Source organism: Janthinobacterium sp. DSP2-3-3, assembly GCF_049897325.1.
Classification (GTDB): domain Bacteria; phylum Pseudomonadota; class Gammaproteobacteria; order Burkholderiales; family Burkholderiaceae_D; genus Janthinobacterium.
Genome location: NZ_JAFCWA010000011.1, coordinates 51,469 through 76,215, shown reverse-complemented (window position 1 = coordinate 76,215; position 24,747 = coordinate 51,469). Strand labels below are relative to the sequence as shown.

Here is a 24,747-nt window from a genome sequence, read left to right as displayed (position 1 = left end):
GCAAGAATCCACAGTATCGCATTTAAGTAATCGCGGAAATAAAAAAGCCGCCGGATGTGCATCCGGCGGCCTGCGCTAACGTGAGCCGCGATTAGAACGTATGACGCATACCTAAATTGAAACCGCTGTTGCCGGTGCCATCGTCAGTGGCATTGCCGACGACGAAGGTGGCGCCGTTCTTGTTGCTGATGTGGCCGTAACCGGTGTACAGGTCGCTGCGCTTGGACAGGGCGTAGAACGCGCCGATGGCCCACTGCTGGGCGTCACGGTTTGCGTTGCTCTTGTCGTTGTGGCGGATGTACGACGCGACCAGCTTGGTGGCGCCGAACGGGGCGCTGAAGCCAACCAGGATGTCATTGCTCTTGCTGTTGTCGAGGGCGCGGTTGTCGGCGTAGCCGAAGTTACCTTGCACTACGCCAAAGTCGTAGCGCGTGGCCAGCAGGGTGTTGCGCGTTTGCTGGGTCGCCAGCGCATTTTCCTTGCGGTGGTGCGTCAGGGTCACGTTCAGCGGGCCGTCGATGTAATGCACGGCGCCGCCCATGCTGCGGTTTTTCGCATTGTCGCCGGCCACTTCGCCGAAGCCATACGCCAGGTCGGCCGACAGCTTGCTCCAGGTGGGCGTGGTGTATTGCACCATGTTATCGACGCGGTAATTCGTCGCCATAATGTTCGATGCCGTGCCGGCCAGGCCGATGACAAACGGATCGGCTACGTCGCGCAAGGCCAGGTAGTACGGAGAATATTGGCGGCCCAGGGTGACGGCGCCGGCGCTGCCGGTCAGGCCAACGTACGCCTGGCGGCCGAACAGCCGGCCGCCCTGGCCCGAGGTGCCGGTGTCGATATTGAAACCGCTTTCCAGCACGAAGGTGGCGGCCAGGCCAGCACCGAGGTCTTCCTTGCCCTTGAAGCCGATGCGCGAGCCGGAAGCGACGCCGGAGGCGACGCGGTTCACGCGGTCTCCAGCCGCATCCTTGTCGAACACCAGGCCGGCATCAGCCACGCCATACATGGTCACGCTTGATTGGGCCAATGCGCCGCCGGAAGCTGCGCCAAGGGCCAGCAGGGTAAACAGGACTTTTTTCATGAAAATCTCTCTAATAAGTTGGAATGACTACTGATCGCACTACCTGACTGCTTGTTACTCAACATGGACAACAAATAAATGGCCCGCTTGTGGCGGACCATGGCGCTATCAGGCTTTGCTAGCGTGGTCAGCTTCGCCCCAATGGCTTTCCGTGTTCTGGTTGGCGGCGTTAGCCGCGGCTGCTTCTTCCTCGGTGGCCAGACCACCTTCCCATTTGGCGACGACGGCCGTGGCGACGGCATTGCCGACCGCGTTGGTGGCCGAACGGCCCATGTCGAGGAATTGGTCCACGCCCATCAGCAGCAGCAAGCCCGCTTCCGGAATATTGAACTGGTTCAGGGTAGCGGCAATCACCACCAGCGAGGCGCGCGGTACGCCGGCCATGCCTTTCGAGGTCAGCATCAGCAGCAGCAGCATGGTGATCTGCGTGCCGAGCGACAGGTCGATACCATAGGCCTGGGCAATGAACAGCACGGCAAAGGTGCAGTACATCATCGAGCCATCGAGATTGAAGGAGTAGCCCATTGGCAACACAAAACTGGAAATCTTGCGGTCCACGCCGAATTGGTCGAGCGCCGTCAGCAGTTTTGGATAGGCCGCTTCCGAGCTGGCCGTCGAGAATGCTAGCAGGAACGGTTCGCGGATCAGGCCGACGAGCTTGAAGATGCGCGGGCCAATGACGACAAAGCCGGCGCCGATCAGCAGTGCCCACAGGCACAGCAGACCCAGGTAGAAGCCGCCCATGAATTTGGCAAACGTGATCAGCACGCCCAGGCCGTGGGTGGTAATGACGGAGGCCATGGCGGCGAACACGGCCAGTGGGGCCAGGTTCATGATGGTGCCGGTGATGCGCAGCATGACTTGCGCCAGCTGGTCGACGACAGCCGTCAGGGTCTTGCCCGATTCGCCCAGGCCGGCCAGTGCGCCGCCGAAGAAGATCGAGAACACCAGCACTTGCAGGATTTCATTGTTGGCCATGGCCTCGATCGGCGACTTCGGCACCAGGTGCGTGAAGAAATCTTTCAAGGTGAAGGCAGCCGTTTTCAAATTGGTCGAAGCGTGTACGTCCGGCAATGGCAAGCCCAGGTTCGTGCCCAGCTGCATCAGGTTCGACAGCACCATGCCCAGTGCCAGCGAGACGAGTGAAGCAACGACGAACCAGCACATGGCTTTCAAGCCGATGCGGCCCGCTGTCTTGCCGTCGCCCATGTGGGCGATGCCGACTGTCAGGGTGGAAAATACCAGCAGCGCAATGATCATTTTGATCAGGCGCAGGAAGACGTCGGTGACGATGGAAATATTGCCAGCGATTTGAGCGCTGAGCTTGGCATCAGGGAAGGCGGTGTTGCATCCATAGCCGACGGCAATGCCGAGGATCATGGCAATCAGGATGTACAGGGTTAATGGCCGTTTCTTTTTCATTTTGACTCCTCCGGTGAAACGCCGCTGTGAGCGGATTATTGATAGCGAGCAACTCAAGCTTGGAGTCAATATTTCTCAAAAACAAGCTTTTGCGTGCTAGCGATTATTTGCAGCAAAACCTGTACATAGCAAAGGATATGCCTGAAATGGGAATTTGGTAGCTAACTTCTTAAGTTGTTGATTTAAGGAAGATTTTTTGTTGTTAAGATGTCGCAACTTGGCGTGCTTGCGCGAAATATTGGACGCGGCGGGGCATCGCTGTATGACTTTTCATACGCTAGTCGCGGCACGGTGGCGGTGCGCCAACAAGGCAAGATTATCAGGACAATAAAAAAGCCCCTCCGAAGAGGGGCTCGATGTGGCGCAATGCGTGTTCTCGATGTTAGAACTTGATATTCGCCGTCAGGCTGAACGAACGTGGCTGGCCCGGGGTGTAACGGAAGCCGGACTTGTTGATGGCCGCCACATAGGTCTTGTCGGCCAGGTTGTAGGCGTTCAACTGCAAGTCCAGGTTTTCGTTGACTGGATACGTTGCCATGGCATCGAAGACCCAGTAGGCATCGACGCGGGCCGGCGTGCCGACGGCGCCGTCGGTGCCGCGCAGCATTTCGCCCACGTAGCGCGCGCCGCCGCCGATTTTCAAGCCAAACGGCAGGGTGTACGAGGTCCAGCTGGTGAACGCCTGTTTTGGCGTGTAGGTGAGGTTCTGGGCGCCGCTGGCCGTGAAGACTTTGTTCGACTCGACCTTGGTGTTCATGCGGGTATAGCCGGCGCTGACCAGCCAGTTCGGCATGATCTCGCCCACCACGCCCAGTTCCAGGCCTTGCACGCGCTTCTTGCCGGTCTGGTAAAAAATGGTCGGGATGACAGGATCCTGCTCCACTTCATTCTTGACGGTGGTCTGGTAGACGGCGGCCGACAGCGACAATTTTTGCTTCAGGAAGTCCCACTTGGTGCCGATTTCCTTGGTGATGGTTTCCTGTGGATCATAGTTCGGGTTTTGCGCGCTGTTGGCGTTGGTGCTCAGCGCAAAATTGGTGCCTGGCGGCGCTTTCGACGTGGCCAGCAAGGCATACACGCTGCTGTCCGGCGTCGGCTTGTACATGGCCGAGATCTTGCCGTTGGCAAAGGTGTCGTTTAAGGTGATATGCACCGGAATCGGCGTGCCGACTGGCAGTTTTTGTACTTGGCCTTGCGCCACGGCCGTTTGCAGGGTGACGGCATCATACGTGGTGTTGAAGTGGTCGAAGCGCACGCCGCCGTTGAAGATCCATTTGTCGCCGAACTTGACGGTGTCGAAGACATATGCGCTTTGGGTATTGACTTCGCCTTGCGCGTAGGCACCGCTGCGTACTGGTTTATAGCCGCTGACCGGGTCGCGCGGATTCGGATTGTACAGATTGGCATCCGGCAAGGTGCCCAGGCTGGCGGGCACATAGCTGTAGTTGGTCTGCTTTTCGCTGGTGAATTCGGCGCCGGCCACCAGGGAGTGCTTCAGCACGCCCGTGTCGAATTGCGCGCTGACCACGGTCTGGTTGGTCAGGATGGTGTTTTCCTGGTCCTTCACAGTGCGCAGCGAGCGCGCCATGGTCCAGGTTGACGGATCGGTGACAACCGGCGTCTTCAGGCCGGCGGTGTTACCCATAAAGGCCGTCAGCAGGTAGTCCTGCTTGGTCTTGCCGTAGCGCGTGGTGTTCTGGAGCTGCACGTTGGGCGAGAAATCATGGTCGATGCGCAAGGTGCCCATGTCGGCCTTGACCTTGTTGTAGTCTGAAGTGGAGCCGTAGAAATTCTTTGGATCGACCTTGGCCGCGCCGTTCAGGAAGGTGCGGATGACCTTGTTTGTGGGCGTGATGCTGTCCGGCGTGGCGTAGCCAGGCAAGCCGATAGTCGGCACGCCGCCGTCGGGCACGTTGTTTTGATCCACGTGCAGGTAGCTGGCCGTGATGCGCGTCGGCTTGCCGATGCCGAAGGTGACGGTGGGCGCGAAGGCCCAGCGCTTGTTTTTGACTTCATCGCGGGCCGGATCACCGCTGTCTTGCGTCATCAGGTTCAGGCGCAATGCCGTACCGGTATCGGTGTCGAGAATGCGGTTCCAGTCGGCCGTGGCGCGTTTCTGCTTGCCGCTGCCCGCCGTCAGCAGCGACTTGAATTTGTTTTCCATAGTGGCGGTCTTGCTGACCAGGTTGATCGAACCGGTAGGCGAGCCGCGGCCGCTGTCCGTGCCCGCCGGGCCCTTCAGCACATCGATCTGTTCGATGTTGAAGACGTCGCGCGAGATGGACCCGACATCGCGCACGCCATCGACATAGATGCTGCCCGAGGAGTCGAAGCCGCGCATGTACACTGCGTCGCCGGTGTTGGTATTACCGTTTTCACCGAGGAAGAAGGTACCCACGCCTGGCGTGTTGCGCAGCGCTTCCGTCAGGGTCAGCGCGCCTTGCTGTTCGATCAATTCCTTCTTGATGACGACGATGGTTTGCGGCGTGTTGACCAGCTCTTCCGTGTATTTCGGCGACGAGGCTTTTTCGGCCTTGAAATCATTTTCCTTGGAGCCCACGACCTTGATTTCGTTCAGGGTTTGTTGCGAAGACGGCGCGCTTTGGCCTGCGGGATCGGCGGCCTGGGCGGCCACAGGCAGCAGCATCACGGCCAGGGCGGCGCCGATGTGCTGGTTGAAACGGGTTGGGGCGTGTTTGCGGCTCTTGATTGCCATCTTGCTCTCTCGATAAGGTCAGGGTAGTGGTTCCTGGCTGGCTCTGCGCCGCAGTGCTTCGGCACGCGGGCAAGTGGCTGGCGATGGAGACGGAAGGCCGTATTGTAATAACTGGGCGCTACTTCGTAAATGAGAATCGTTATCAGTATCGTTTACGCAACGGATTGGGTGTGCCGCAAAAAAAACACTGTCATGGTGCATGAATGCTTGCTTTGCTGCCTGGCCGCTGCTATGCGCGCAAGCGTTCTGGAGCGGGAGTATGATGAGCAACCTTTACAAATCTCCGCCCAGCATGCTGCAGACTCCCGATGCCTTTGTCCCCCTGATCGACCTACCCGAACCGGCCCCGGCCGCCACCGAGACGCTCACCTTTGTCTTTTACCGTGGGCGCCTGCTGTTGCGTACGCCCGAGCTGATCCTGCCCACTGCCGCCGAGGCGGCCGCGCTCGATATCGACTTGAGCCGCGCCCAGCCCGTGGGCCTGTGGCAGGGCCGCTATTGCCAGACCGTCTGGACCGATGACGAGCTGCTGCCCGCCGACAGCGGCTTGGCCTGGCACGGCATGCGCTCGTTGTTCCATGCTGTCGACGACGCCTTCCTGGGCCTGGCCAGCCGCGCCGCGCAGCTGGCCGAGTGGGCGCGCACGCACCGCCATTGCGGCGTGTGCGCCGCGCCCATGCAGCGCACGCGCGGCGAACGCTGCTTCACGTGCGCCGCCTGCGGCATGCTCGCCTATCCACGCATTTCGCCAGCCATGATGGTACTCATCCGCAAGGGCGACTGCGTGTTGCTGGCCATGCACAAAGATTCGCCATCGCAGCGTTTTAGCCCGCTGGCTGGTTTCTTGGAAGCGGGTGAATCGATCGAGGAAGCCGTGCACCGCGAAGTGATGGAAGAGGTGGGTTTGCGCGTGCACAATCTGCAGTACTTCATGAGCCAGTCCTGGCCGTTTCCCCATTCGCTGATGATCGCGTTTACAGCCGATTACCTCGATGGCGAGATCCGCCTCGACGAGAACGAGATCGCCGAGGCGCGCTGGTTTGGCCCCGGCGATGCCTGGCCGGAAGCGAGTTCGAGCGTGTCGATTTCGGCGCTGCTGGTCGGCGCGCACCGTCCGCCAGCGGCATAGGAAAGGCAGGGCGGTTCGGGCAGCTTGTCGCATTTTCTATATACTGGCGGCAATTGCAAATTTTAGGGTGGTTTAGCATGTCTCAAGAAGAATTTTCCGAAAACGACTGGCGCCGGCTGATTAGCAGCTTTGGTGAAGATCCGCAGCGTCCTGGCTTGCTGGAAACGCCGATGCGCGTGGCCAAGGCGTGGAAGCACTGGACCTCCGGCTATAGCCAGGATCCGGTGGACTTGCTGAAAGCCTTTGAAGATGGCGCGGAACAGTATAACGAGTTGATCGTCGTGCGCGGCATCCCCGTCTACAGCCATTGCGAACACCATCTGGCGCCCTTCTTTGGCAAGGCCACCATCGGCTACGTGCCCAACGGCAAGATCGTCGGCCTGTCGAAACTGACGCGCCTGGTCGATTGCTTCTCCAAGCGCCTGCAAGTGCAGGAACGCATGACGATGCAGATCGCCAATGCCCTGATGGAAGTGCTGGAACCGAAATCGGTGGGCGTGGTCGTGCGCTGCCGTCACCTGTGCATGGAAAGCCGGGGCATCCGCACGCCGGGCGAAGAAACCATCACCTCGGCCATGCTGGGCGAGATGCAGCCGAACCTGGCGCTGCGCACGGAATTTTTGGCCCTGGCACGCGAAAGCTGATTGTTTTCGGCGGCGATGCAGGACGAAGGCGGCGCGATGCCGCCTTTTTTATGTTTTTCCGGATTCCCGTTGCGCCAGATAGCGCGCCGGTGGTTTGCCCACCGCCTTGCGGAACATGGTGACAAAACCGCTGGTGTTTTCATAGCCCAGTTCCAGCGCCACCGCTTTCACGCTGTGGCCCCGCGCCAGCCCTTGCAAGGCAAGAATGACGTGCAATTGCCGGCGCCAGCGGCCCACGCTCATGCCCATTTCTTCCAATGACTGCCGGGTCATGCTGCGCTCGCTCATGCCGATGCGGCTGGCCCATTCCGCCAAGGTGCTTTTATCGGCCGGCTGCGCCAGCAGCAGGGCGGCCAGGCGGCGCAGCCGCACATCGCGCGGCATCGGCAAATGCAAGTCTTCCACGGGTGCCGCGGCCAACTCATCAAGCAGGGTGGCCACCAGGCGTTCCTGCGCGCCATGCAGCGCGGTCAGGGTGGGAAAGCCGGCTGCCTTGGCGATGAGTTCGCGCAGCAGCGGCGAGACGGCCACGGTACAGCAGACGGCGGGCAAGGCCGGTGCCATGGCCGCCTCGACAAACAGGCAGTAGCATTCGGCCTCGCCCACGCCCTGCGCGGCATGCATCAGGCCGCCCGGTATCCACACGGCGCACTGGGGCGGTACGATCCACACGCCGCTTTCTATTTCGCAATGAATCACGCCCCGCGTGGCGTACAGCAACTGTCCCTTGCGGTGCTGGTGCGGCGCTTGCTCCCATTCCTCGCGCACGCTGGCCAGGCCCAGGGCCAACAGGGGGCGCAGCACGCCGTCGACGTCGAAATCGATGATGGAGGCGGACCCGTCAAGGCCCAACTGGGTGGAGAGCATGCTAGGCAGCAATGGATGTGGCATGGGCGGCGTTTTGGCTGGATTGAATAATATTGTGGCTATTTTATGCAATGACGTCGGGCGCCGCCATCGGTATCGTGTCCCTATCCGCAGCCCCGCTTCAACGGCAACCGCTGCCGCCAGTGTTCTGATGAAGGCCGGGAGGAACGGCAACCCCCCATAGGAGTCTCCCATGCAACTCGATATCACCGATTTCCCCCTGGTCTGGATCCGCCGCGATCCTGCCGCACACCATCACGACGCTGCCTTGTTCGCCCAGTTCGAGGCCCTGCTGGCACGCCAGCAGGCGTTTGTCATTCTCAGTGAAGAAGGCCTGGACGAGGACGGGCATGCGCATCCGCAGGATGAGCGCAAGCGCGCCGTGCTGTGGATGAAGCGGCACAAGGCCGCTCTGCGCGCGTATATCCAGGGCATGGTGCTGGTCGAACCGAGCGCGGCCAAGCGCCTGGCGGGCAAGGCCTTTGCCGTCATGTTTGGCCAGTTCTGGGGCTACCCCCTGCATTTTGGCACCAGCCGCGACGACGCGCTCGATATCGCGCAGCATTTGCTCAAGGCGTGGTTGCCGCCGCGGCTGCCGTCAGGCGACGGTAGCACGGCCGTGCATCAATAACGATAGTCGTTGACAAAATGCTTGGTGAAGTTGTACTTGCTGCCGCCGTCGAGCAGGTCGACCAGGCGTTTCGGCGCCGAGGCCGACATGAAGGCGTCGGCTGCGCCGCCCGTGCTGCGGAACTTCATGCCGGGGCTGAGGATCTGGTTGGCGCCGATTTTCAGGTGCTGGAAGCTTTTCGTCTTTTCATTGTTGAGGACGAAGTGCAATTCCTGCTTGAAGGTCAGGAAGGGAATCTTCAGCCACCAGCCTTCGTCCGTGCCATAGCTGGCGACGCTGGCAAAATGCGTGTTCTTGTCCGTCAGGGTGGGTTTGCCCAGGCGGTCGTTGATGCGTTTCATGGCTTCATTCTTGGTCATGCTGTTCTTTCGTGATTCATCGTGATTCGTCGTGTATCCGCCGGTGTGCATTTTGACACACGCACGCCACCCTCGCCTGCCTTGCGGTAGCCTGTCTGCCTGCCTTTTTATTGCAACGCAGCATGAATTCTCATCAATTGTCTCAACGCATTAACAACACCGGGCAAAAATCATTGCTTGCCGGCATTGTAAATATTGGTCGTTCGAGCGTATGCTGGAGACGTCTGAACGGTGCCGCCCGAGCACCGTCGCCGCCGCATTCCTGGCCTGCCGGGCAGGAAGCGGGCCACGCCCCTCGCCAAAAATAGATAGTTGGAGACACAGCATGAAAAAATTGACGTTCCAGCAGAAGTTATGGATCCCCCTGATTTGCAGTCTGTTATGCATCACCGTCATTTTTGTCTATAACGCCCTGGAAATTCGCAAGATCCGCATCGAAGAGCGCAGCGCCGACCTGAGCAATGCCGCCGACCTGGGCTTGGGCGCCGTCAAGATGTTCGGCGACCTGGCCGCCAGCGGCGCCTTGACGAAGGAAGAGGCGCAAAAGCAGGCGACCGCCGTCATCAAGAGCATGCGTTTTGGCGAGACCGGTTATTTGTCCATCATCAACCTCGATGCCGTTGTCGTGATGAATCCCGCCGCGCCGCAAACCAACGGCAAGAACATGGCGGACTTCAAGGATGCCAACGGCACTTATCTGTACCGCGACATCGTTGCTGTCGGCAAGAGCGATGCGGGCAAGGGCTTCGTCCACTATTATTTTCCCCGTCCGGGCCAGAAAAACCCCGAACCGAAGATGAGCCGCGTGGTGGCCTACAAACCGTGGGCCTGGACCCTGGTGGTGGGCGTGTATATGGACGATATCGATGCGGCCTTCCGCCAGTCACTGCTGACTTCGCTGGGCGTGCTGGTGCTGGTGTGTGGCTTGCTGGCTGCCGTCGTCGTCGTGATCAACCGCAGCCTGCGCCATGCGCTGGGCGGCGACCCGGAGTATGCAGCCGACGTGGCTGAAAAGATCGCCAACAACGACTTGAGCGGCAACGTGCGCACGCACGCCAACGACCGCCACAGCGTGCTGTACGCAATGAAAACCATGCAGGCCAACCTGGTCGATGCGATCAGTGAAATCCGCCACAGCGCCGAGACGATCGCCACGGCATCGAGCGAGATTGCGAGCGGCAATATGGACTTGTCGGCGCGCACGGAAATGCAGGCCAGTTCGCTGGAAGAAACAGCGGCTTCGATGGAGGAATTGACCTCGACCGTGACACAAAACGCGGGCAATGCCGTGCAGGCCAATGAACTGGCACAGTCCGCTTCTGCCGTGGCGCGCCAGGGTGGCGCCGTGGTGGCGCAAGTGATCGGCACCATGGACACCATCAACGCCTCGTCGCGCAAGATCGTCGACATCATCGGCGTCATCGATGGCATCGCCTTCCAGACGAATATCCTGGCTTTGAACGCTGCGGTGGAAGCGGCGCGTGCCGGCGAACAGGGCCGCGGCTTTGCCGTGGTGGCGTCGGAAGTGCGTAATCTGGCCCAAAGATCGGCTGGCGCAGCGAAGGAAATCAAGGAACTCATCGGCGCTTCCGTCGACAGCATCGCGGCCGGCAGCACTCTGGTCGCACAGGCGGGTACGACCATGGATCAGGTGGTGGCCAGCGTTTCGCGTGTGACCGACATCATGGCCGACATCACGGCCGCCTCGCACGAGCAAAGCACGGGCATCGGCCATGTCAACCAGGCGATCACGGAAATGGATAGTGTGACGCAGCAAAATGCGGCACTGGTGGAAGAGGCGGCAGCGGCGGCGGCCAGCATGCAGGACCAGGCGGCCGTGCTGGCGCAACTGGTGGCGCGCTTCAAACTGTCGGCGCAGGAACCGGGAACGTCGCCGCGCCTGGCGACAAGTTCGGGTGGCGCGCCACGCGCCGTGGCGAAAAAGCCGCTGCGCAGCCTGGCGGCGCGCTAAGAAGTTATTGCGCTGGTGCCGCCGCTTGCGGCGCCGGTTCGAATTCCAGCTTGTCATCGACGACCACGAATTGCCCGACCGGCTGGCCCAGGTCGGCTTTCGGGTCGTTTTCCATTTCGGTCAGCGCATTGCAGGTAGTCGTTTCCGCCTGCCACAGTTGCTTGCCCATGCGGATATTCCACAGGCCATCGCCGGCAGCAAACAGCTCGACCTTGATGTCGGCGGGTGCGTCGGTCGACAGGATATGCAGGCGCTGGCATTGCGGCAGATTGGTGGCCATCAGCTGCACTTCCACGGTATCTTGCCAAAAATAACGTTGCTGGCGGCGCACGGTCAGGGAATGGTCCTGGCCGTCGAACAGATAGATGGCGAAGTCCTGGACACAGCCTGACAGCAGGACGGACAGCATGACGATCAGGAGTTTGCGCATGGTCGGCTTTCTTGGTTTGTTCTCTGGAATGTCGGGATGCCTGCGTGACGGCGCTAGTGAATGCTTGCCTTGCTTGGGCGCCGTCTTGTTTTTCGCTTACGTGGCATTATATCCATGCATATCAGTTGCGGCGCGACAATAGTTAGGCCAAGTTCGCCTGCCCTACTTATCTACCTGGAAAGACCACGATGATCGACCTGTATTACTGGACCACGCCCAACGGGCACAAAGTGACGATGTTCCTGGAAGAAGCGGGCATCCCCTACAACATTATTCCCGTGCATATCGGCAAGGGCGAGCAATTCAAGCCCGAATTTCTCGCCATCGCGCCGAACAACCGCATCCCCGCCATCGTCGACCAGGCGCCGGAAGATGGCGGCGCGCCCTTGTCCCTGTTCGAGTCGGGCGCGATCCTGCAATACCTGGCCGAGAAAAGCGGGCAATTCCTGCCGGCGGACGTGCGCGGCCGCGCCGAGGTCATGCAATGGCTGTTCTGGCAAATGGGCGGACTGGGTCCTATGGCCGGGCAGAACCACCATTTCGTGCAATACGCGCCGGAGCCCATCGACTATGCGATCACGCGCTACGTCAATGAAACGAACCGCCTGTATGGCGTGCTGAACAAGCGCCTGGCGGACCGTGCCTTCGTAGCCGGCGACAGCTACTCCATCGCCGACATGGCGATCTACCCGTGGATCGTGCCGCACGCACGCCAGCGCCAGAAGCTGGAAGATTTCCCGCACCTGGCGCGCTGGTTCGCGGCCATTGCCGCGCGTCCCTCCACCGTGCGCGCGTATGCGCGCGCGGCCGAAATCAACGTGCAGCCCACCGTCAGCGGCGACGCGAAAAGCGTGTTGTTCGGGCAGACGGCGAAAACTATCGGCTAAGCTTCATTTCCCCCTCAGTTACCCCGATACGTGGAAAAGCCGAAAGGACTGAGCAGCAAGGGAATGTGATAGTGCTGGTCAGTCTTTTCCACGTGAAATTGCACGGGGATTTCCGGGAAGAAGGTTTCTTGTTTCAGGCGCGCATAGTGTTCGCCTGTTTTAAACACGATGCGGTAGTCGCCCGCCTGCATGGGCGTCTCGGCCGGATACATGGCCGCGATGCGCCCCTGCGCATTCGTGACGGCGCTGGCCAACTGTTGCCAGCCTTCGCCTTTCTTTTGCTCCAGGGTCACCGTCACGCCCGCCGTCGGCTGGCCGCTTTGCAAGTCGAGGATGTGCACGCTCAAGGGATTGGCGGCGGCCAGGGCCATGCTGGACAGGCTGGCGAAGGTCAGGGCGGCAGCGGTTTTTTTCAGGTAGTTCATCGTGTTCCTTTCAAGGTGTAGGGAGATCGAGTTCAGGGATGGAGGACAGGGCTGCCTGGGCGCAGGCGCGGTCTTGCTGCGCGCCACCGCCGCCAGCGACGCCGATGGCGCCGACCACTTGCCCCTGGGCCATCAACGGCAGGCCGCCACCCAGCAGCAACAGCTCCGGCACGGTGCTCAGGTTGGCCATGTCCGGATTGTTGCGGGCAGCCACGGCCAGCGTGTAGGTATCACTTTTGGTGGACAGGGCTGTGTATGCCTTGCGCCGGCTGGCATCCGTGTTGTGGGGACCGACGCCATCGGCGCGCTGTACGACGACGACATTGCCGCCACGGTCCAGTACGCTGACGACGATGTGCCGCCCTTGCGCCTGGCAAGCGGCCATGGCCGCGTTGGCCAACTTGTTGGCCGCTGCCAGCGAGAGGTCATCGACCGTGCGTAATTGGGCGTGGGCTGGGCTGGCCAGCAGGCACAGCAGGGTACTGCCGAGTAACAGGGTTTTCATCTGGCATCTATGGAATAAAGTGGCGCCAGTATGCCCAGTGTTGCCCTACGCGAAGATGATAGCCGCATGACATTTTTATCATCCGCAGTGGCCTGCGTGCGGCGTAAAATACTCCAATTTCCATTAAGAAAGCTGCCATGCGTATTCTGGTCATCGAAGACGAACCGAAGACGGGCGACTATTTGCTGCGCGGCCTGGCCGAGTCCGGCTTTACGGTGAGCCTGGCGCGCAATGGCCGTGACGGCTTGCACATGGCCAGCACGGAAGCGCCCGATCTCATCGTACTCGACGTCATGCTGCCCATCATGGATGGCTGGCAAGTCTTGCGCACACTGCGCCTGCAGGAGGGCGGCGCGGATGTGCCCGTGATTTTCCTTACGGCGCGTGACGAAGTGCAGGACCGCGTCAAAGGGCTGGAACTGGGCGCCGACGATTACCTGGTGAAACCGTTTGCCTTTGCCGAGCTGGTGGCGCGCATCCGCACCCTGCTGCGGCGCGGACCGCCGCGCGAAGATGACGTCATCCGTATCGGCGACATGGAAATCGATGTGATGAAACGCAAGGTCAGCCGGCAAGGCCAGCGCATCACGCTGACGGCGAAAGAATTCGGCTTGCTGCATTTATTGGCGCGGCGCCAGGGCGAGGTCTTGTCGCGCTCCATTATCGCTTCGCAAGTGTGGGACATCAATTTCGAGAGCGACACCAACGTCATCGACGCGGCCATCCGCCGCCTGCGCAGCAAGCTCGACGACCCGTTCGAACCCAAGCTGATCCACACCTTGCGCGGCATGGGCTATGTCTGCGAATTGCGTGCGCCCACGGTGCCTGAGAACGGCGCCACGCAATGAAGCTGGCGGAACTGCGCCGTTCGCTGACCCTGCGCGTCACCGTCGTCTTCGTGCTGATCGTGGCGCTCGTGTCGGCCGGGCTGGGCATGCATCTGTACCGTTCATTCGTGGCGGAAATCGAGCGTCGTGACGACATCTTGTTGCTGGGAAAACTGCGCCAGATCCAGCAGCTACTGGGCAATGCGGGCACCCTCGATATCATCCGCGAGCGGCCCCAGTATTTCCGCGACACCATGAGCGGGCAAGAAAATTCCTTGGTACGTATTGTGCGCGCCGATGGCACGCGTTTGATCGATGTCAATCCGCATGGCGAGACGGTGGCGCATGCTGTTCCCGTGGCCGTCGATGCGCCGGTCACGGCTGCCGCCATCGTCAGCTGGACCAGCCGCGACGGCTATCCGGCCAGGGTCGTGGCGGCCAGCGCGCGCATTGGCGACCCGGCGCAAATGGCCGACATTTCTGTCGCCAGGGTCTACGGCGACCGCACGGCCATGTTTGCCGCCTACCGCTGGCAGATCGTCGTGTCGGTGGCCGTCAGCGCGCTGGTGGCGGCCATTCTGGCCAGCGTGATGCTGTTGCGGGGGCTGCGGCCGTTGCGCAATATCGCCGCCCATGCGGCCTTGGTGCGGCCCGGCAAGCTGGGCCAGCAGCTGGAGGCGCGCGGCGCGCCGACGGAACTCTTGCCTTTGATCCAGGCGCTCAACGCCATGCTGGCGCGGCTGCAGGAAGGCTATGCGCGGCTGTCGCAATTTTCCGCCGACCTGGCGCATGAATTCCGTACGCCCGTCACCAATCTGCTGGGACAAAGCCAGGTGATGCTGGCCCGTCCTCGCAGTGCGCACGAGTATGAGCAGCTGGTGTCGTCGAATGTGGAAGAGCTGGAACGGCTGTCGCGCATGATCGACAGCATGCTGTTTTTGGCGCGCGCGCAGCAGGATGAAATGCTGCTCGTTAAGCAAGTCTTGCCCGTGCAGGAGGAGTTTTTGCGCCTGGCCGATTTCTTTGAAGGCTTGGCCGAAGAGCGGGGGCTGGCGCTGGCCTGCCACGGCAGCGGCGCAGTGACAGCCGAGCCGCAACTGCTGCGCCGCGCACTCGGCAACCTGCTGTCGAACGCCATCCGCCACGCGGCGCCAGGCAGCACCATCTTGCTGCGTTCGCACACGACGCACGAGGGCGTGGAATTGAGCGTGAGCAACCTCGGTCCCGCCATCCCCGCGCGCCACCTGCCGCACCTGTTCGAGCGCTTTTACCGCGCCGACCCGGCCCGCAGCGACTCGGCCGCTTCCACAGGCCTGGGGTTGGCCATCGTCACGGCCATCATGCAATTGCATGGCGGCAGCGCGACCGTGGCGTCGGATGCGGCCGCCACGACGTTTTCCCTCGTTTTCCCAGCGCAGGAACGCGCGTAGGTCGGATTAGGCCACGGGCCGTAATCTGACCTACGCAGCAAAGCATGGTCACGTGGCCTTTAGCCCATCTCCACCAAAAACTCATGCATGCCCGTATGCGGCAGTTGCGCGCAGGCGGGCGCAAAATGCGGCAACTGTCCCCACAGCAGCGGGTTGCCGACGACGTACACATAGTGTTGTGCACGCGTGAGGGCCACGTTGAGCAGGTTCGGCGTGCTGGCCGCCCACTGCGCGGCGCCCGCCGTGCTGTCGTCGGCGCCGAGAATCAGCATCACCACGCTTTGCTCCTTGCCCTGGAAAGTATGCACGGTGCCCACCATCTGGCTGCTCCACTGGCGCAATTCGCGCACCGTGGGGGCCTTGCCATAGCCGAGGCGGCGGTCCCAGTCCAGGTCGACGATGCGCGAACGCAATTCCTTGCGCACGGCCTTGAACGGCGTAATCAGATACATTTCCGGCAGCTTGCCGTCGCGGCGGTACAGTTTCAACAGCACTTCCAGCACGAAATCGAGCTGCACGGGCACCACCTGCTTGTAGCTGACGGGGCCGACGGCGTCGATCCAGCGGCTGGGACCGCGCGTGAGGCCGCGCGCGCTGGCCGGCGGCGTGCGTTCGCTCAAACCATAGACCATCTTGTCTTCATAGGCGATGCTATTGGCCAGCGAAAACATTGGCTCCACGCAGCGGCGGTGCACGCGCAAGGGGCTGCCTATCCACAGGGGCTGGGCGCTGCCGGCGCCGACATGCGCGCCATAACGATTGGCCTTGTCGGCCAGGGTCTGCACGGAAACGCTTGTCGGTGCGTAACTGCCATCCTGCGTATGCGGCGACAGGGCGGACAGGGTTTGCACAAGGCGGCCCGGTACAGTAAATACGGGTTCGATTTGCAGCGGGTCGCCCACGACGACAGCGCGCCTGGCACGCCACAGGCTGCCCAGCGCCGCTTGCGGCACGGCCTGGCCCGCCTCGTCGATGAACAGCCAGCCCAGCGATTCGGGACCCATGCCCTGGAACTGGCGCGCGAACGAGGCAAACGTGGTCGACACAACAGGCACCACCATGAACAGGCTGTGCCACACCATGGCGATATGCGACTGGTCATAGGCGCGCTTGTTTTTCAGCAATTTCGACACGGCCAGCAAGTTGCCGCCAAAGCCGGGTCCGCCTTTTTTCGCCACTTCCGCCAGCCAGGCTTCATGTAGCGCCAGGGCCTTGGCGAACAAGCGCGAGCGCAGTCGCGCCAGGGCTGGCTCATGCCACAGGCCGGCTATCTGCAGCGCGTCGCCGTCCAGCTCGTCCAGGGTCGCTGGCGCGATAATGGTGGGGAAACGCATGCGCGCGCGGCGCAGCAGTTCCGTGCTGTCATCCCATTCGCGCTGGCGCGACTGCGCCGTGCGCAAGGCGATGTGCAGGCAGTTGCGGGCGCGCTCGCAGCGCGGCTCCAGTTCGCCTTTCAGCAGCAGCTTGATGGCGGAGACGTCGCGCGCGGCCTGGCGCTGCGCCTCGGCGTTGGCGATGACGGCGTCCTTGTAGGCGCGCGCCGGTGCCGTGCGGAATAAACGAGCAAAGAAACCCGGCTGCGTCAGCGCCACCAAACGTTCCTCTTCCAGCAATTCCTTCTTGCTGGCGAGCAAGGTGTCCTGTTGCGCCAGCGCGCCGGACAGGGCGCCATTCGCCGCATCCATCTCTTGCTCGGCAGTAATCAGCGCTTGCTGGCTGGCCTGGGTGAAGTCGTTTTCCGTGCAAGTGCCCACGGCTTGCCAGAGGGCCGCGTATTGGGCGTGCTCGGCCAAGGCCTTTTCCACCACGTGTTCCGTCTCACGAAACTCGCGCGCCGCCTGGGCGAAGCTGACGCCCTGGTAGCTGGCCAGCCACTGGCGGATATTCTGCGCGTTCGGCGTTTTGCGCGCCGTGCTCTTGTCCCAGTCGTCGTCATAAAAATTGCTGACGAAGCGGCGGCGGTTGGCACTATTGCCCAGCGCACAGGACATCAAGCCCCATGGCGCCTCAGCCTCGCTCAAGGCGCGGTTGGCGCCATTGCCGTCGGCCACGACCCGGCGCGCGACGCTTTCGAAATAGCGCGTGCGTGCCCATTCCTTGCCCAGCTGTTTGGGTTTCGGCAGATCGCCGGAAATGTTTTCCACCGCCGCATTGTTGGACGAGGCGACGACCATTTCAAAGCCCGTCAGTTCCGGGCGCAAGCGGGCGATGGTGATCGGATCGCGCACGCCTTCGAAGGCCACGGCCACCTTGCCGATGAAGGCGTCGCCGGCGCGGTCCAGGCAGGACAGCACGCTGGCGCGGCGCACGATGTTGTCGGCGAACAATTCGCGCAGCAAGGTCGTCTTGCCCGTGCCCGGTGGACCGTTGACGGAAAAGATGCCCCGTTCGCTCAAGCCAGTACGCGCGCCGTGGATGGCGAACTGCTGCATCAGGCTCATGGCGTAGCTGGCGTCTTCCAGCCAGTGTCCGCGGTTCATGTTGGCCGGGTTGAGCATGGCGGCCAGCGCCTGGCGTCCGGCCGGGCTGTACAGGTCGATGCGCTCATCCTGCGCCAGCGGCGTCAGATAGGCGGCGACTGTCGCGGGCAACTTGCCGCCGCGCAAGGCGCGGATGATCTGTTCCAGGTCGTCCAGGTAAAAACTGTTGAGGATATCGATCGATGGTTCCACCGCGTCGCCAAAGTCCAAGGTGCGGTTCTGGCTGGACTCAAGCGTATCGGCTTCCGTTACGGCGGCGCGTTTTTTGCGCGTGCGCAATTCCAACACGGCCAACGGCTGGCCGGCCGACGGGTGGAAGCCGGCCCAGTCGCGCAGCAGGTCGGCCAGGGCCGCGATTTCCATGCCAGACAGGGGCGCCGACACATTGCCGGCCTCGTCCGTCACTTGCTGCGGCGTGCGGGCGGCGGCGAAGTTGCGCAAGCTGTCTTGCAGCACCAACTGGCTGTCGCTGAAGGCGTCCAGGCTCAGGCCCGACCAGTCCGGCGTGCGTGCGCGGCCCAGTGCCCACGGCAAGGTCGACACGGAAACGGGATCGAACTGCGGCTCGCCCAGTGCATTGAGGTTCAGGCGGGCAAAGCACGAACGTCCGGCCAGTTCCGTCTTTTCTGTTTCGGCGATGTTTTCCGGTCCGTTAGCCGGCGGGCAAGCCTTGTTGATTTCGGCCTTGTCGAACACGCCGAGGAACAGCGAGAAGCCGTCGATTTCGCGGTCGGACGGCACTTGCCATTGCGTGGCGAACTGCAGCGGCAGTTGCGCTAGCTGTTCGCGCTGCAGGAGACGCACGGTGGACTGGTCTTCAACGTCCGTGATTTGATTCAGGTCAAACGGGATAAAGAATTCGATCTTGTGCCAATACTCCAGGATAGCCAGGAGGCGCTGCTGTTCTGCCTGATTCATGATGACCAATATTTTGTAAAGCGAGCGAGGATTGTAAAGCGTATGCGCGCTGCACGTTTTGCACTTTTGCCTATTGCGCGGGCTTTGCCGCAAAAAAAGTGGTGATTGCGGACGAAAAAAAGCCAGGCAGCAACTTCCTGCCTGGCCTGCACGTCTGGAGGTGTTGCTCTACTTAAAACTCTTCCCACTCGCTTTCGGCGGCGGGATTGCTGCGGCGTGCCGGTGCGGCGGCCACGGCTTGGCGCACGGGTGCCTTGCGGGCCTCGGGGCGCGCTGGTGCTGGCGCCGCGATGCTGCTGCGGGCGGCGGCCAGCTTGACTGCGGGTTGAGATGCGGCAACGGCGTTGCCGGTTTTAAAGAAACCCACCACGTGCGCCAGCTCGCCTGCCTGTTCCTGCATGCTTTGCGAGGCGGCCGCCGCTTCCTCCACCAGGGCAGCGTTTTGCTGCGTCACTTCATCCATCTGGGCAATAGCCATGTTGATCTGCTCGATGCCGATGGTTTGCTCGTGCGTGGCGGAAGTGATTTCTCCCATGATGTCGGTCACGCGCACGATGCTGTCGACGATATCGCCCATGGTCTGGCCCGCTTCATTGACGAGGCGCGAACCCGTGTCCACGTTGGCGACGGACGCGGCGATCAATTCCTTGATTTCCTTGGCCGCCGTGGCGGAGCGGTGCGCCAGGTTGCGCACTTCCGTTGCCACCACGGCAAAGCCGCGTCCCTGTTCGCCGGCGCGCGCCGCTTCCACGGCCGCGTTCAAGGCCAGGATATTCGTCTGGAAGGCGATGCCATCGATAACGCCGATGATGTCGACGATTTTCTTCGACGACGCGTTGATGGTGCCCATGGTGTCGACCACTTGCGCGACGATGCTGCCGCCGCGCACGGCCACTTCCGATGCGCTTTTCGCTAGCTGGTTCGCTTGGCGTGCATTGTCCGCATTCTGTTTCACGGTCGAGGTCAGTTCTTCCATGGCCGACGCCGTCTCTTCCAGCGAACTGGCTTGCTCTTCCGTGCGTGACGACAGGTCGAGGTTGCCGGCGGCAATTTCGCTCGATGCCGTGGAGATCGCATCCGTGCCGTGGCGCACTTGGGCCACCACGCCCAGCAGGCTGGTGTTCATGGCTTTCAAGGCGCCCAGCAGGCGGCCCGTTTCATCGCTGGAATTGACGACGATGTGCGACGACAAATCGCCCGAGGCCACGGTTTCCGCCACGGCCACGGCTGCATTGATGGGATGGGTGATCGAGCGCGTGATGATCCAGGCAACAAAAGCGCCCAGCAGCACGGCCACGCTGCCCAGGGTAATCATGGAGGCGCGCGCGCTGGCGCTCAGCGTTTCGGCGTCTGTTGCCGCCTGCGCCGCCTGCTGCGCTTCATAGGCGACCAGGCTGTCGAGCGCGCCCAGCACGATCTTCAGGCTCGGTGCCGCCTGCTGCGTCAAAAAGGCGATCGCCTCTTCCGTCTGGCCCGCATTACGCAGCTCGATGACCTTGTTGTTCAGCGGCGCGCCCGATTTGAGGGCGGCGTCCAGTTCGGCCATCAGGGCCGTTTCCTTGTCCGTCGAGATTTTCTTTTGCAAGGTTTCCTTGGCGGCGCCGTATTTCTTGCGCGCTTCGCCAATTTTTGCCAATTCCGCCTGCACCAGCGCTTCCGTCGGCGCCACCACCACGCTGGTGATCGCCAAAGTAATGTTGCGCACGTTGTCGCTCATGGTATTGGCGGCCGCCATCTTGACGTTCTTGTCGGCCACGATGTCGTGCGTGCGTGCGCTCAGTTGACCCATGGAATACAGGCCGACGAGCAAGACGGCCACCAGCAGGCCGAGGACGACAGCAAACCCGATCCCGAGCCGGGTGCCGATTTTGAATTGTGTGAGTGACATGATTGCTTTCGTGGTGCGGAAGTGAGGGAAAACGTCGACAGGCCAGATGCCAGACACGGTCATACCTTGCCACTACGGGTTAGTACGTAACGACAGCCAGGCTGTAATTGTTCCTCAAAATTCCGCACTGCAATACAAAAACTTGTATCAAGTCCGCGAAAAGTTTGAAAATTGTTAGCAAATTAAATAAGTTGTCGTGTGGAAACAACGGGCGCGGCGCCAGCAGACGTCAGCTTTCCGCAAACACGTGGATGGCCAGAAAATCGATGAAGGCGCGCAGTTTTGGCGTCAGGTGGCGGCTGCTGGGCCACAGGATGCGGAAGGCGCCAGCGTGCTGGCGGTGCGCGTCCAGCACCGGCTGCAAGCGGCCCGCCGCGAGCGACGCGCGTACGGTAAAGTCGGGCAGGGCGGCGATGCCCAGGCCGCTTTCGGCAAAGTGCAGCAGGGTTTCCACATTGTTGCAGTTGAGCAGGGCTGACAAGCCGGCCGCGTGCAGGGCTGGCCACTCGGGCAGGGGCCAGGCCTCGACCTTGCCGCTGCTGGGAAACTTGTACAGCAAACAAGTATGGCGCAGCAGGTCGCCGGGAAGCTCCGGCGTGCCGTGCTGCGCCAGATAGGCGGGCGCGGCCACCAGCTGCAGCTGGAACTGGCCCAGCTGGCGGCTCATCAAACGGCTGTCGGCGCTCTCTCCCGCGCGCACGACGGCGTCGTAGCCCTCCTCGATCACGTCGACCCGGCGGTCGCTGAAATCGAGATCGAGTTCCACCTGCGGATAGGCGCGCGCGAACGCGGCCAGCACGGGATTGAGCAAGCTGCCGACCTGCGGCAGGCTGATGCGCAGCCTGCCTTGCGGCGCGTTCTTGCTGTTGGATAACTCCAGCTCGGCCGCTTCGATCTCGCCCAGAATGCGCCGGCAGCGTTCGAGAAACACCGTGCCTTCGCTGGTCAGCGCGATGCTGCGCGTGCTGCGCTGAAACAGGCGCACGCCCAGGCGCTCTTCCAGCCGCGCGATGCTTTTGCCGATGGCCGAGGCGGAAATACCGAGCAGCCGGCCCGCCGCCACAAAACTGCGCGTTTCCGCCGCCTGCACGAAGGCCGTGAATCCCGCCAGGTTATCCATATCGTCCCCTGTCACCATTGATTGCGGATGCTAACGTCCGCACAGACAGAAACTATAGCCTGTTTTTCTTTGATTGCGCCTGCTTTACCTTGGCAGCTTGATCATTTGAAAGGCTCCGCCATGATTTACAACTGCTCTCCTGCGGCCTTGTCCGCCCGTATCGATCCCTTGCTCGATGCCGTCGTGCAGCAGCAGCGCCTGGTGGGCGCCGTCGTGCTGGTGCGCCACCGGGGCCAGGAAATCTATCGCCGCGCGGCCGGCTACCTGGACCGCGAGGCAGGCACGCCCATGCGCGAGGACGCCGTCTTCCGCCTGGCGTCCGTCAGCAAGCCCATCGTTTCTACGGCCGCGCTGGCGCTGGTGGGGCAGGGGCGCCTGGGGCTGGACGACCTGGTGACGCGCTGGCTGCCGTATTTTGCACCGCGCCAGCCGGACGGCGCCGTGGCGGCGATGACCGTGCGCCACTTGCTCACGCACACGGCCGGCCTCGACTACGGCTTCTTCCAGCCGCCGGGCGGCGCGTATGCGCGGGCGGGGGTGTCCGACGGCATGGATGCGTCCGGTATTTCTCTGGAGGACAACCTGCGTCGCCTGGCCACCGTGCCGCTGGCATATGCGCCCGGTGCGCGCTGGGCGTACTCAATCGCCACCGACGTGCTGGGCGCCGTGATCGAACAGGCGGCCGGCATGCCGCTGGCGCAGGCCGTGGCGGCCTTGGTGACGGCGCCGCTGGCCATGCGCGAAACGGGCTTTTTGGCTACCGATCCGGCGCGCCTGGTTGTTGCCTATGCAGACCGCGCAGCGGGAGAGTCCCGGCCGCGCCGTTTGCTGGACGAAGGGGATGACCATCTGCCGTTTCTCGATGGCATGGCAGGTTTTACCTTGTCGCCGGCGCGCGCCCGCGATGCGCAGGCCTACCCGTCCGGCGGCGCCGGCATGCTCGGCTCCGCCCCTGACTTCATGCGCCTGCTGGAAACCCTGCGTTTGGGCGGCGCGCCCCTGTTGCCGCTTGCGCTGGCGCGCCAGATGGGCGTAAGCCAGACAGGTGCGTTCGACTTGCCGTTCTGGCCTGGTCGTGGCTTCGGCCTGGGGTTTACCGTCTTGACCGATCCTCAACTGGCGGCCACGCCGGAAACGGCGGGCACGTGGCGCATGGGCGGCACGTATGGCCACGCGTGGTTTGTTGACCCTGCACAAGAACTGTCTGTGGTGGCGTTCACGAATACGGCGCTGGAAGGCATGGCGGGTCCGTTCGTGATGGAACTGTGCCAGGCTGTGTATGGCGTGGAGCAAGGGCAATGACGCCCATCGTCTTCCTCGCGCTGGGCCTGTTCGGCGTGTATTGCATCGAGTTTGGCGTGGTGGGCATCTTGCCGATGATCATGCAGCGCTACGGCGTGACGGCGGTGCAGGCGGGATCGCTGGTGAGCCTGTTCGCCCTGGTGATCGCCGTGGGCGGGCCTTTCCTCGTGCTGCTGGCCACGCGCTGGCGCCGCAAGCGGGTGCTGATCGTCTCCCTGCTGGTGTTCGCGCTGGCCAGCGTGGCCTCGGCGTATGCGCCCCGCTTCGAGGTGTTGCTGGCGCTGCGCATCGTGCCGGCCCTGTTCCATCCCGTGTATTTCTCGCTGGCCATGGTGGCCGCCGCCGCCCTGTATCCGCCGCAGCAAGCGGCGCGGGCCGGCGCGCATGCGTTCACGGGCACCAGCATGGGCATGGTGCTGGGCATCCCGCTGACGACGTGGATCGCCGCGCAGTATGGCTATGAGGCATCGTTCCTTGCCTGCGCCCTGGTGAATGTCCTGGCCGCGCTGGGGCTGTACCTGTTCTTGCCGGACATGCCGCGCGAGGCGCCGATGGCGTATGGCCGCCAATTGGCCGTGCTGCGCAAGCCCGCGCTGTGGCTGACGATTGCCTCCGCCGTCTTTGTCTTTGCCGCCATGTTTGCCGTGTATGCGTATGCGGCCGCGTATCTGCAGCAGGAAGCGGGCTTGTCGGCGCGCCAGACGGGGCTGGCGCTGGCGGTGTTTGGCGTGGGCGGCGTGGCCGGTAATCTGTTCGCGGGGCGCCAGCTGGGCACGCATGTGCTGCGCACGGTCTTGCTGCAGCCCGTGCTGCTGGGGCTGGCGTACTGGTTGCTGTATCGGTATGCGGACACTGGTGCCGGTTGGGCAGCGTTGGCTGTCTTGCTGCTGTTCTGGGGCGCGGCGCATACGAGCGGGTTGATCGTGACGCAAGTGTGGCTCAGCAGCGAAGCGCGCGAGGCGCCCGCGTTTGCCATCGGCGTGTATATCGCCGCCATCAACCTGGGTGTAACGGTGGGCGCGCTGGCCGGTGGTATGGCCATCGCCCGCTACGGCATGCCGGGGGCGCTGGGCTGCGGTGCGCTGCTGGGTGCGCTGGCGATGGCATTGATTGCGCTGAAAGCGTGGTACTACCGCTTGCCGTCAGTCGGCAATATGGTTGGGGATGCGAAACAGTAAATCCGTATCGCCGATGTCCACGCCCGCTTGCGACAGCAGGGTGCTGGCCTGGCCCCGGTGATGGGTCTGGTGATTAAAGAAATGCATGAGCAGGCTGAAAAACTCGCGCCGGTTCGGTCCCTTGCTGTTGCGGTAGTCGAGCAAATGGTCGAGGTCGGCTTCCGTGATGGAGGCGGCCCAGTCGACGATGACTTGGTCCAGCCATTGCCGGTGCGCGTGCATGGTGGCAAAATCCTCGGCCGCGAACAGCGGCTGCGTGAGCGATACGGGCGGCGTGATGGCGCGGATGGGGTCGAGCAGGAGAAAGCCGGCCGGGTGCTGCGCGTAGCGCTGCAGCCACAGGGTGTCGCCCACCATCACGTGGTTCAAGGTGGCCAGCAGGGAGCCAAAATACGCACCCCGCTCGCGCTGCAGTTCGCCGGGCGGCAGGCCGGCCGCGGCCGCATAGACTTTGGCATTCATCCACTGGTTGTAATCGGCCATCAGGCAAAGGTGGGCGCAACGGCTCATGCTGGACTCCTTCAGTGGATGAA

General features: G+C 62.4%; 21 protein-coding genes. 9 read left to right on the top strand and 12 right to left on the bottom strand.

All coding sequences use genetic code 11. From position 1 onward, the window contains the following. Positions 1-91: 91 nt before the first annotated feature. The 3 genes from ACP7DE_RS20960 to ACP7DE_RS20950 all read right to left on the bottom strand — a co-directional run bounded on the left by ACP7DE_RS20960 (position 92) and on the right by ACP7DE_RS20950 (position 5,222). Positions 92-1,084: a porin gene (locus ACP7DE_RS20960; RefSeq protein WP_426073899.1), complete on the bottom strand. Its 993-nt coding sequence runs from the start codon at positions 1,082-1,084 to the stop codon at positions 92-94. 108 nt (positions 1,085-1,192) lie between these two features. Further along, positions 1,193-2,506 (bottom strand): dicarboxylate/amino acid:cation symporter, encoded by a 1,314-nt coding sequence (locus ACP7DE_RS20955; protein ID WP_426073898.1) that lies wholly within the window; start codon positions 2,504-2,506, stop codon positions 1,193-1,195. A 382-nt stretch (positions 2,507-2,888) separates the two neighbouring features. Next, entirely contained in the window at positions 2,889-5,222 is a 2,334-nt protein-coding gene (locus ACP7DE_RS20950; RefSeq protein WP_426073896.1) for a catecholate siderophore receptor Fiu, read from the bottom strand. Between the two features lie 292 nt (positions 5,223-5,514). Between ACP7DE_RS20950 and nudC the strand changes: the two genes are divergently transcribed. Together nudC and folE are read left to right on the top strand one after the other, a co-directional pair. Continuing rightward, entirely contained in the window at positions 5,515-6,351 is an 837-nt protein-coding gene (gene nudC / locus ACP7DE_RS20945) for an NAD(+) diphosphatase (RefSeq protein WP_426074003.1), read from the top strand. Positions 6,352-6,428: 77 nt separating this feature from the next. After that, complete coding sequence (gene folE / locus ACP7DE_RS20940) at positions 6,429-6,995, top strand: GTP cyclohydrolase I FolE (RefSeq protein ID WP_426073895.1); 567 nt, start codon at positions 6,429-6,431, stop codon at positions 6,993-6,995. 48 nt (positions 6,996-7,043) lie between these two features. Here the strand turns inward: folE and ACP7DE_RS20935 are convergent, their stop codons facing one another. Next, positions 7,044-7,862: an AraC family transcriptional regulator gene (locus ACP7DE_RS20935; RefSeq protein WP_426074002.1), complete on the bottom strand. Its 819-nt coding sequence runs from the start codon at positions 7,860-7,862 to the stop codon at positions 7,044-7,046. A gap of 193 nt (positions 7,863-8,055) precedes the next feature. Between ACP7DE_RS20935 and ACP7DE_RS20930 the strand changes: the two genes are divergently transcribed. Further along, complete coding sequence (locus ACP7DE_RS20930) at positions 8,056-8,493, top strand: hypothetical protein (protein WP_426073894.1); 438 nt, start codon at positions 8,056-8,058, stop codon at positions 8,491-8,493. On the opposite strand, the gene ACP7DE_RS20925 is transcribed toward ACP7DE_RS20930, so the two are convergent. After that, positions 8,487-8,852, bottom strand: a complete 366-nt coding sequence (locus ACP7DE_RS20925; protein ID WP_426073893.1) for a hypothetical protein — start codon at positions 8,850-8,852, stop codon at positions 8,487-8,489. The two genes, ACP7DE_RS20930 and ACP7DE_RS20925, sit on opposite strands and share 7 nt — an antisense overlap. Positions 8,853-9,177: 325 nt before the next feature. On the opposite strand from ACP7DE_RS20925, the gene ACP7DE_RS20920 reads away from it, so the two are divergent. Beyond that, the gene (locus tag ACP7DE_RS20920) at positions 9,178-10,824 is read left to right on the top strand and encodes a methyl-accepting chemotaxis protein (RefSeq protein ID WP_426073892.1); all 1,647 of its coding nucleotides are present in this window, start codon (positions 9,178-9,180) and stop codon (positions 10,822-10,824) included. A gap of 4 nt (positions 10,825-10,828) precedes the next feature. Here ACP7DE_RS20920 and ACP7DE_RS20915 read toward each other — a convergent pair whose 3' ends face one another. Continuing rightward, positions 10,829-11,254 (bottom strand): hypothetical protein, encoded by a 426-nt coding sequence (locus ACP7DE_RS20915; protein WP_426073891.1) that lies wholly within the window; start codon positions 11,252-11,254, stop codon positions 10,829-10,831. A gap of 188 nt (positions 11,255-11,442) precedes the next feature. Between ACP7DE_RS20915 and ACP7DE_RS20910 the strand changes: the two genes are divergently transcribed. Next, positions 11,443-12,141: a glutathione binding-like protein gene (locus tag ACP7DE_RS20910; RefSeq protein WP_426073890.1), complete on the top strand. Its 699-nt coding sequence runs from the start codon at positions 11,443-11,445 to the stop codon at positions 12,139-12,141. A 14-nt stretch (positions 12,142-12,155) separates the two neighbouring features. Here the strand turns inward: ACP7DE_RS20910 and uraH are convergent, their stop codons facing one another. Together uraH and ACP7DE_RS20900 are read right to left on the bottom strand one after the other, a co-directional pair. Next, positions 12,156-12,566, bottom strand: a complete 411-nt coding sequence (gene uraH, locus ACP7DE_RS20905; protein ID WP_426073889.1) for a hydroxyisourate hydrolase — start codon at positions 12,564-12,566, stop codon at positions 12,156-12,158. Positions 12,567-12,576: 10 nt separating this feature from the next. After that, positions 12,577-13,071 (bottom strand): GlcG/HbpS family heme-binding protein, encoded by a 495-nt coding sequence (locus tag ACP7DE_RS20900; protein ID WP_426073888.1) that lies wholly within the window; start codon positions 13,069-13,071, stop codon positions 12,577-12,579. Positions 13,072-13,208: 137 nt separating this feature from the next. Here ACP7DE_RS20900 and ACP7DE_RS20895 point away from each other — a divergent pair, with 137 nt between their 5' ends. Continuing rightward, positions 13,209-13,919, top strand: a complete 711-nt coding sequence (locus tag ACP7DE_RS20895; protein WP_426073887.1) for a heavy metal response regulator transcription factor — start codon at positions 13,209-13,211, stop codon at positions 13,917-13,919. Further along, positions 13,916-15,328: a heavy metal sensor histidine kinase gene (locus tag ACP7DE_RS20890; RefSeq protein WP_426073886.1), complete on the top strand. Its 1,413-nt coding sequence runs from the start codon at positions 13,916-13,918 to the stop codon at positions 15,326-15,328. Before ACP7DE_RS20895 ends, ACP7DE_RS20890 begins: the two co-directional genes overlap by 4 nt. A 59-nt stretch (positions 15,329-15,387) precedes the next feature. Here the strand turns inward: ACP7DE_RS20890 and ACP7DE_RS20885 are convergent, their stop codons facing one another. From ACP7DE_RS20885 to ACP7DE_RS20875, 3 genes are all read right to left on the bottom strand, one after another. Continuing rightward, on the bottom strand, positions 15,388-18,726 hold the full coding sequence (locus ACP7DE_RS20885; RefSeq protein ID WP_426073885.1) for a DEAD/DEAH box helicase: 3,339 nt from the start codon (positions 18,724-18,726) through the stop codon (positions 15,388-15,390). A gap of 172 nt (positions 18,727-18,898) precedes the next feature. Then, positions 18,899-20,614: a methyl-accepting chemotaxis protein gene (locus ACP7DE_RS20880; RefSeq protein ID WP_426073883.1), complete on the bottom strand. Its 1,716-nt coding sequence runs from the start codon at positions 20,612-20,614 to the stop codon at positions 18,899-18,901. Between the two features lie 229 nt (positions 20,615-20,843). Next, the gene (locus tag ACP7DE_RS20875; protein ID WP_426073882.1) at positions 20,844-21,734 is read right to left on the bottom strand and encodes a LysR family transcriptional regulator; all 891 of its coding nucleotides are present in this window, start codon (positions 21,732-21,734) and stop codon (positions 20,844-20,846) included. A 120-nt stretch (positions 21,735-21,854) separates the two neighbouring features. Here ACP7DE_RS20875 and ACP7DE_RS20870 point away from each other — a divergent pair, with 120 nt between their 5' ends. Together ACP7DE_RS20870 and ACP7DE_RS20865 are read left to right on the top strand one after the other, a co-directional pair. After that, positions 21,855-23,036: a serine hydrolase domain-containing protein gene (locus ACP7DE_RS20870; RefSeq protein ID WP_426073881.1), complete on the top strand. Its 1,182-nt coding sequence runs from the start codon at positions 21,855-21,857 to the stop codon at positions 23,034-23,036. Further along, positions 23,033-24,214: an MFS transporter gene (locus ACP7DE_RS20865; protein ID WP_426073880.1), complete on the top strand. Its 1,182-nt coding sequence runs from the start codon at positions 23,033-23,035 to the stop codon at positions 24,212-24,214. The genes ACP7DE_RS20870 and ACP7DE_RS20865 overlap by 4 nt, the downstream gene beginning before the upstream one ends. On the opposite strand, the gene ACP7DE_RS20860 is transcribed toward ACP7DE_RS20865, so the two are convergent. Next, the gene (locus tag ACP7DE_RS20860; RefSeq protein ID WP_426073879.1) at positions 24,179-24,724 is read right to left on the bottom strand and encodes a DinB family protein; all 546 of its coding nucleotides are present in this window, start codon (positions 24,722-24,724) and stop codon (positions 24,179-24,181) included. The two genes, ACP7DE_RS20865 and ACP7DE_RS20860, sit on opposite strands and share 36 nt — an antisense overlap. Between the last annotated feature and the right edge of the window lie 23 nt (positions 24,725-24,747).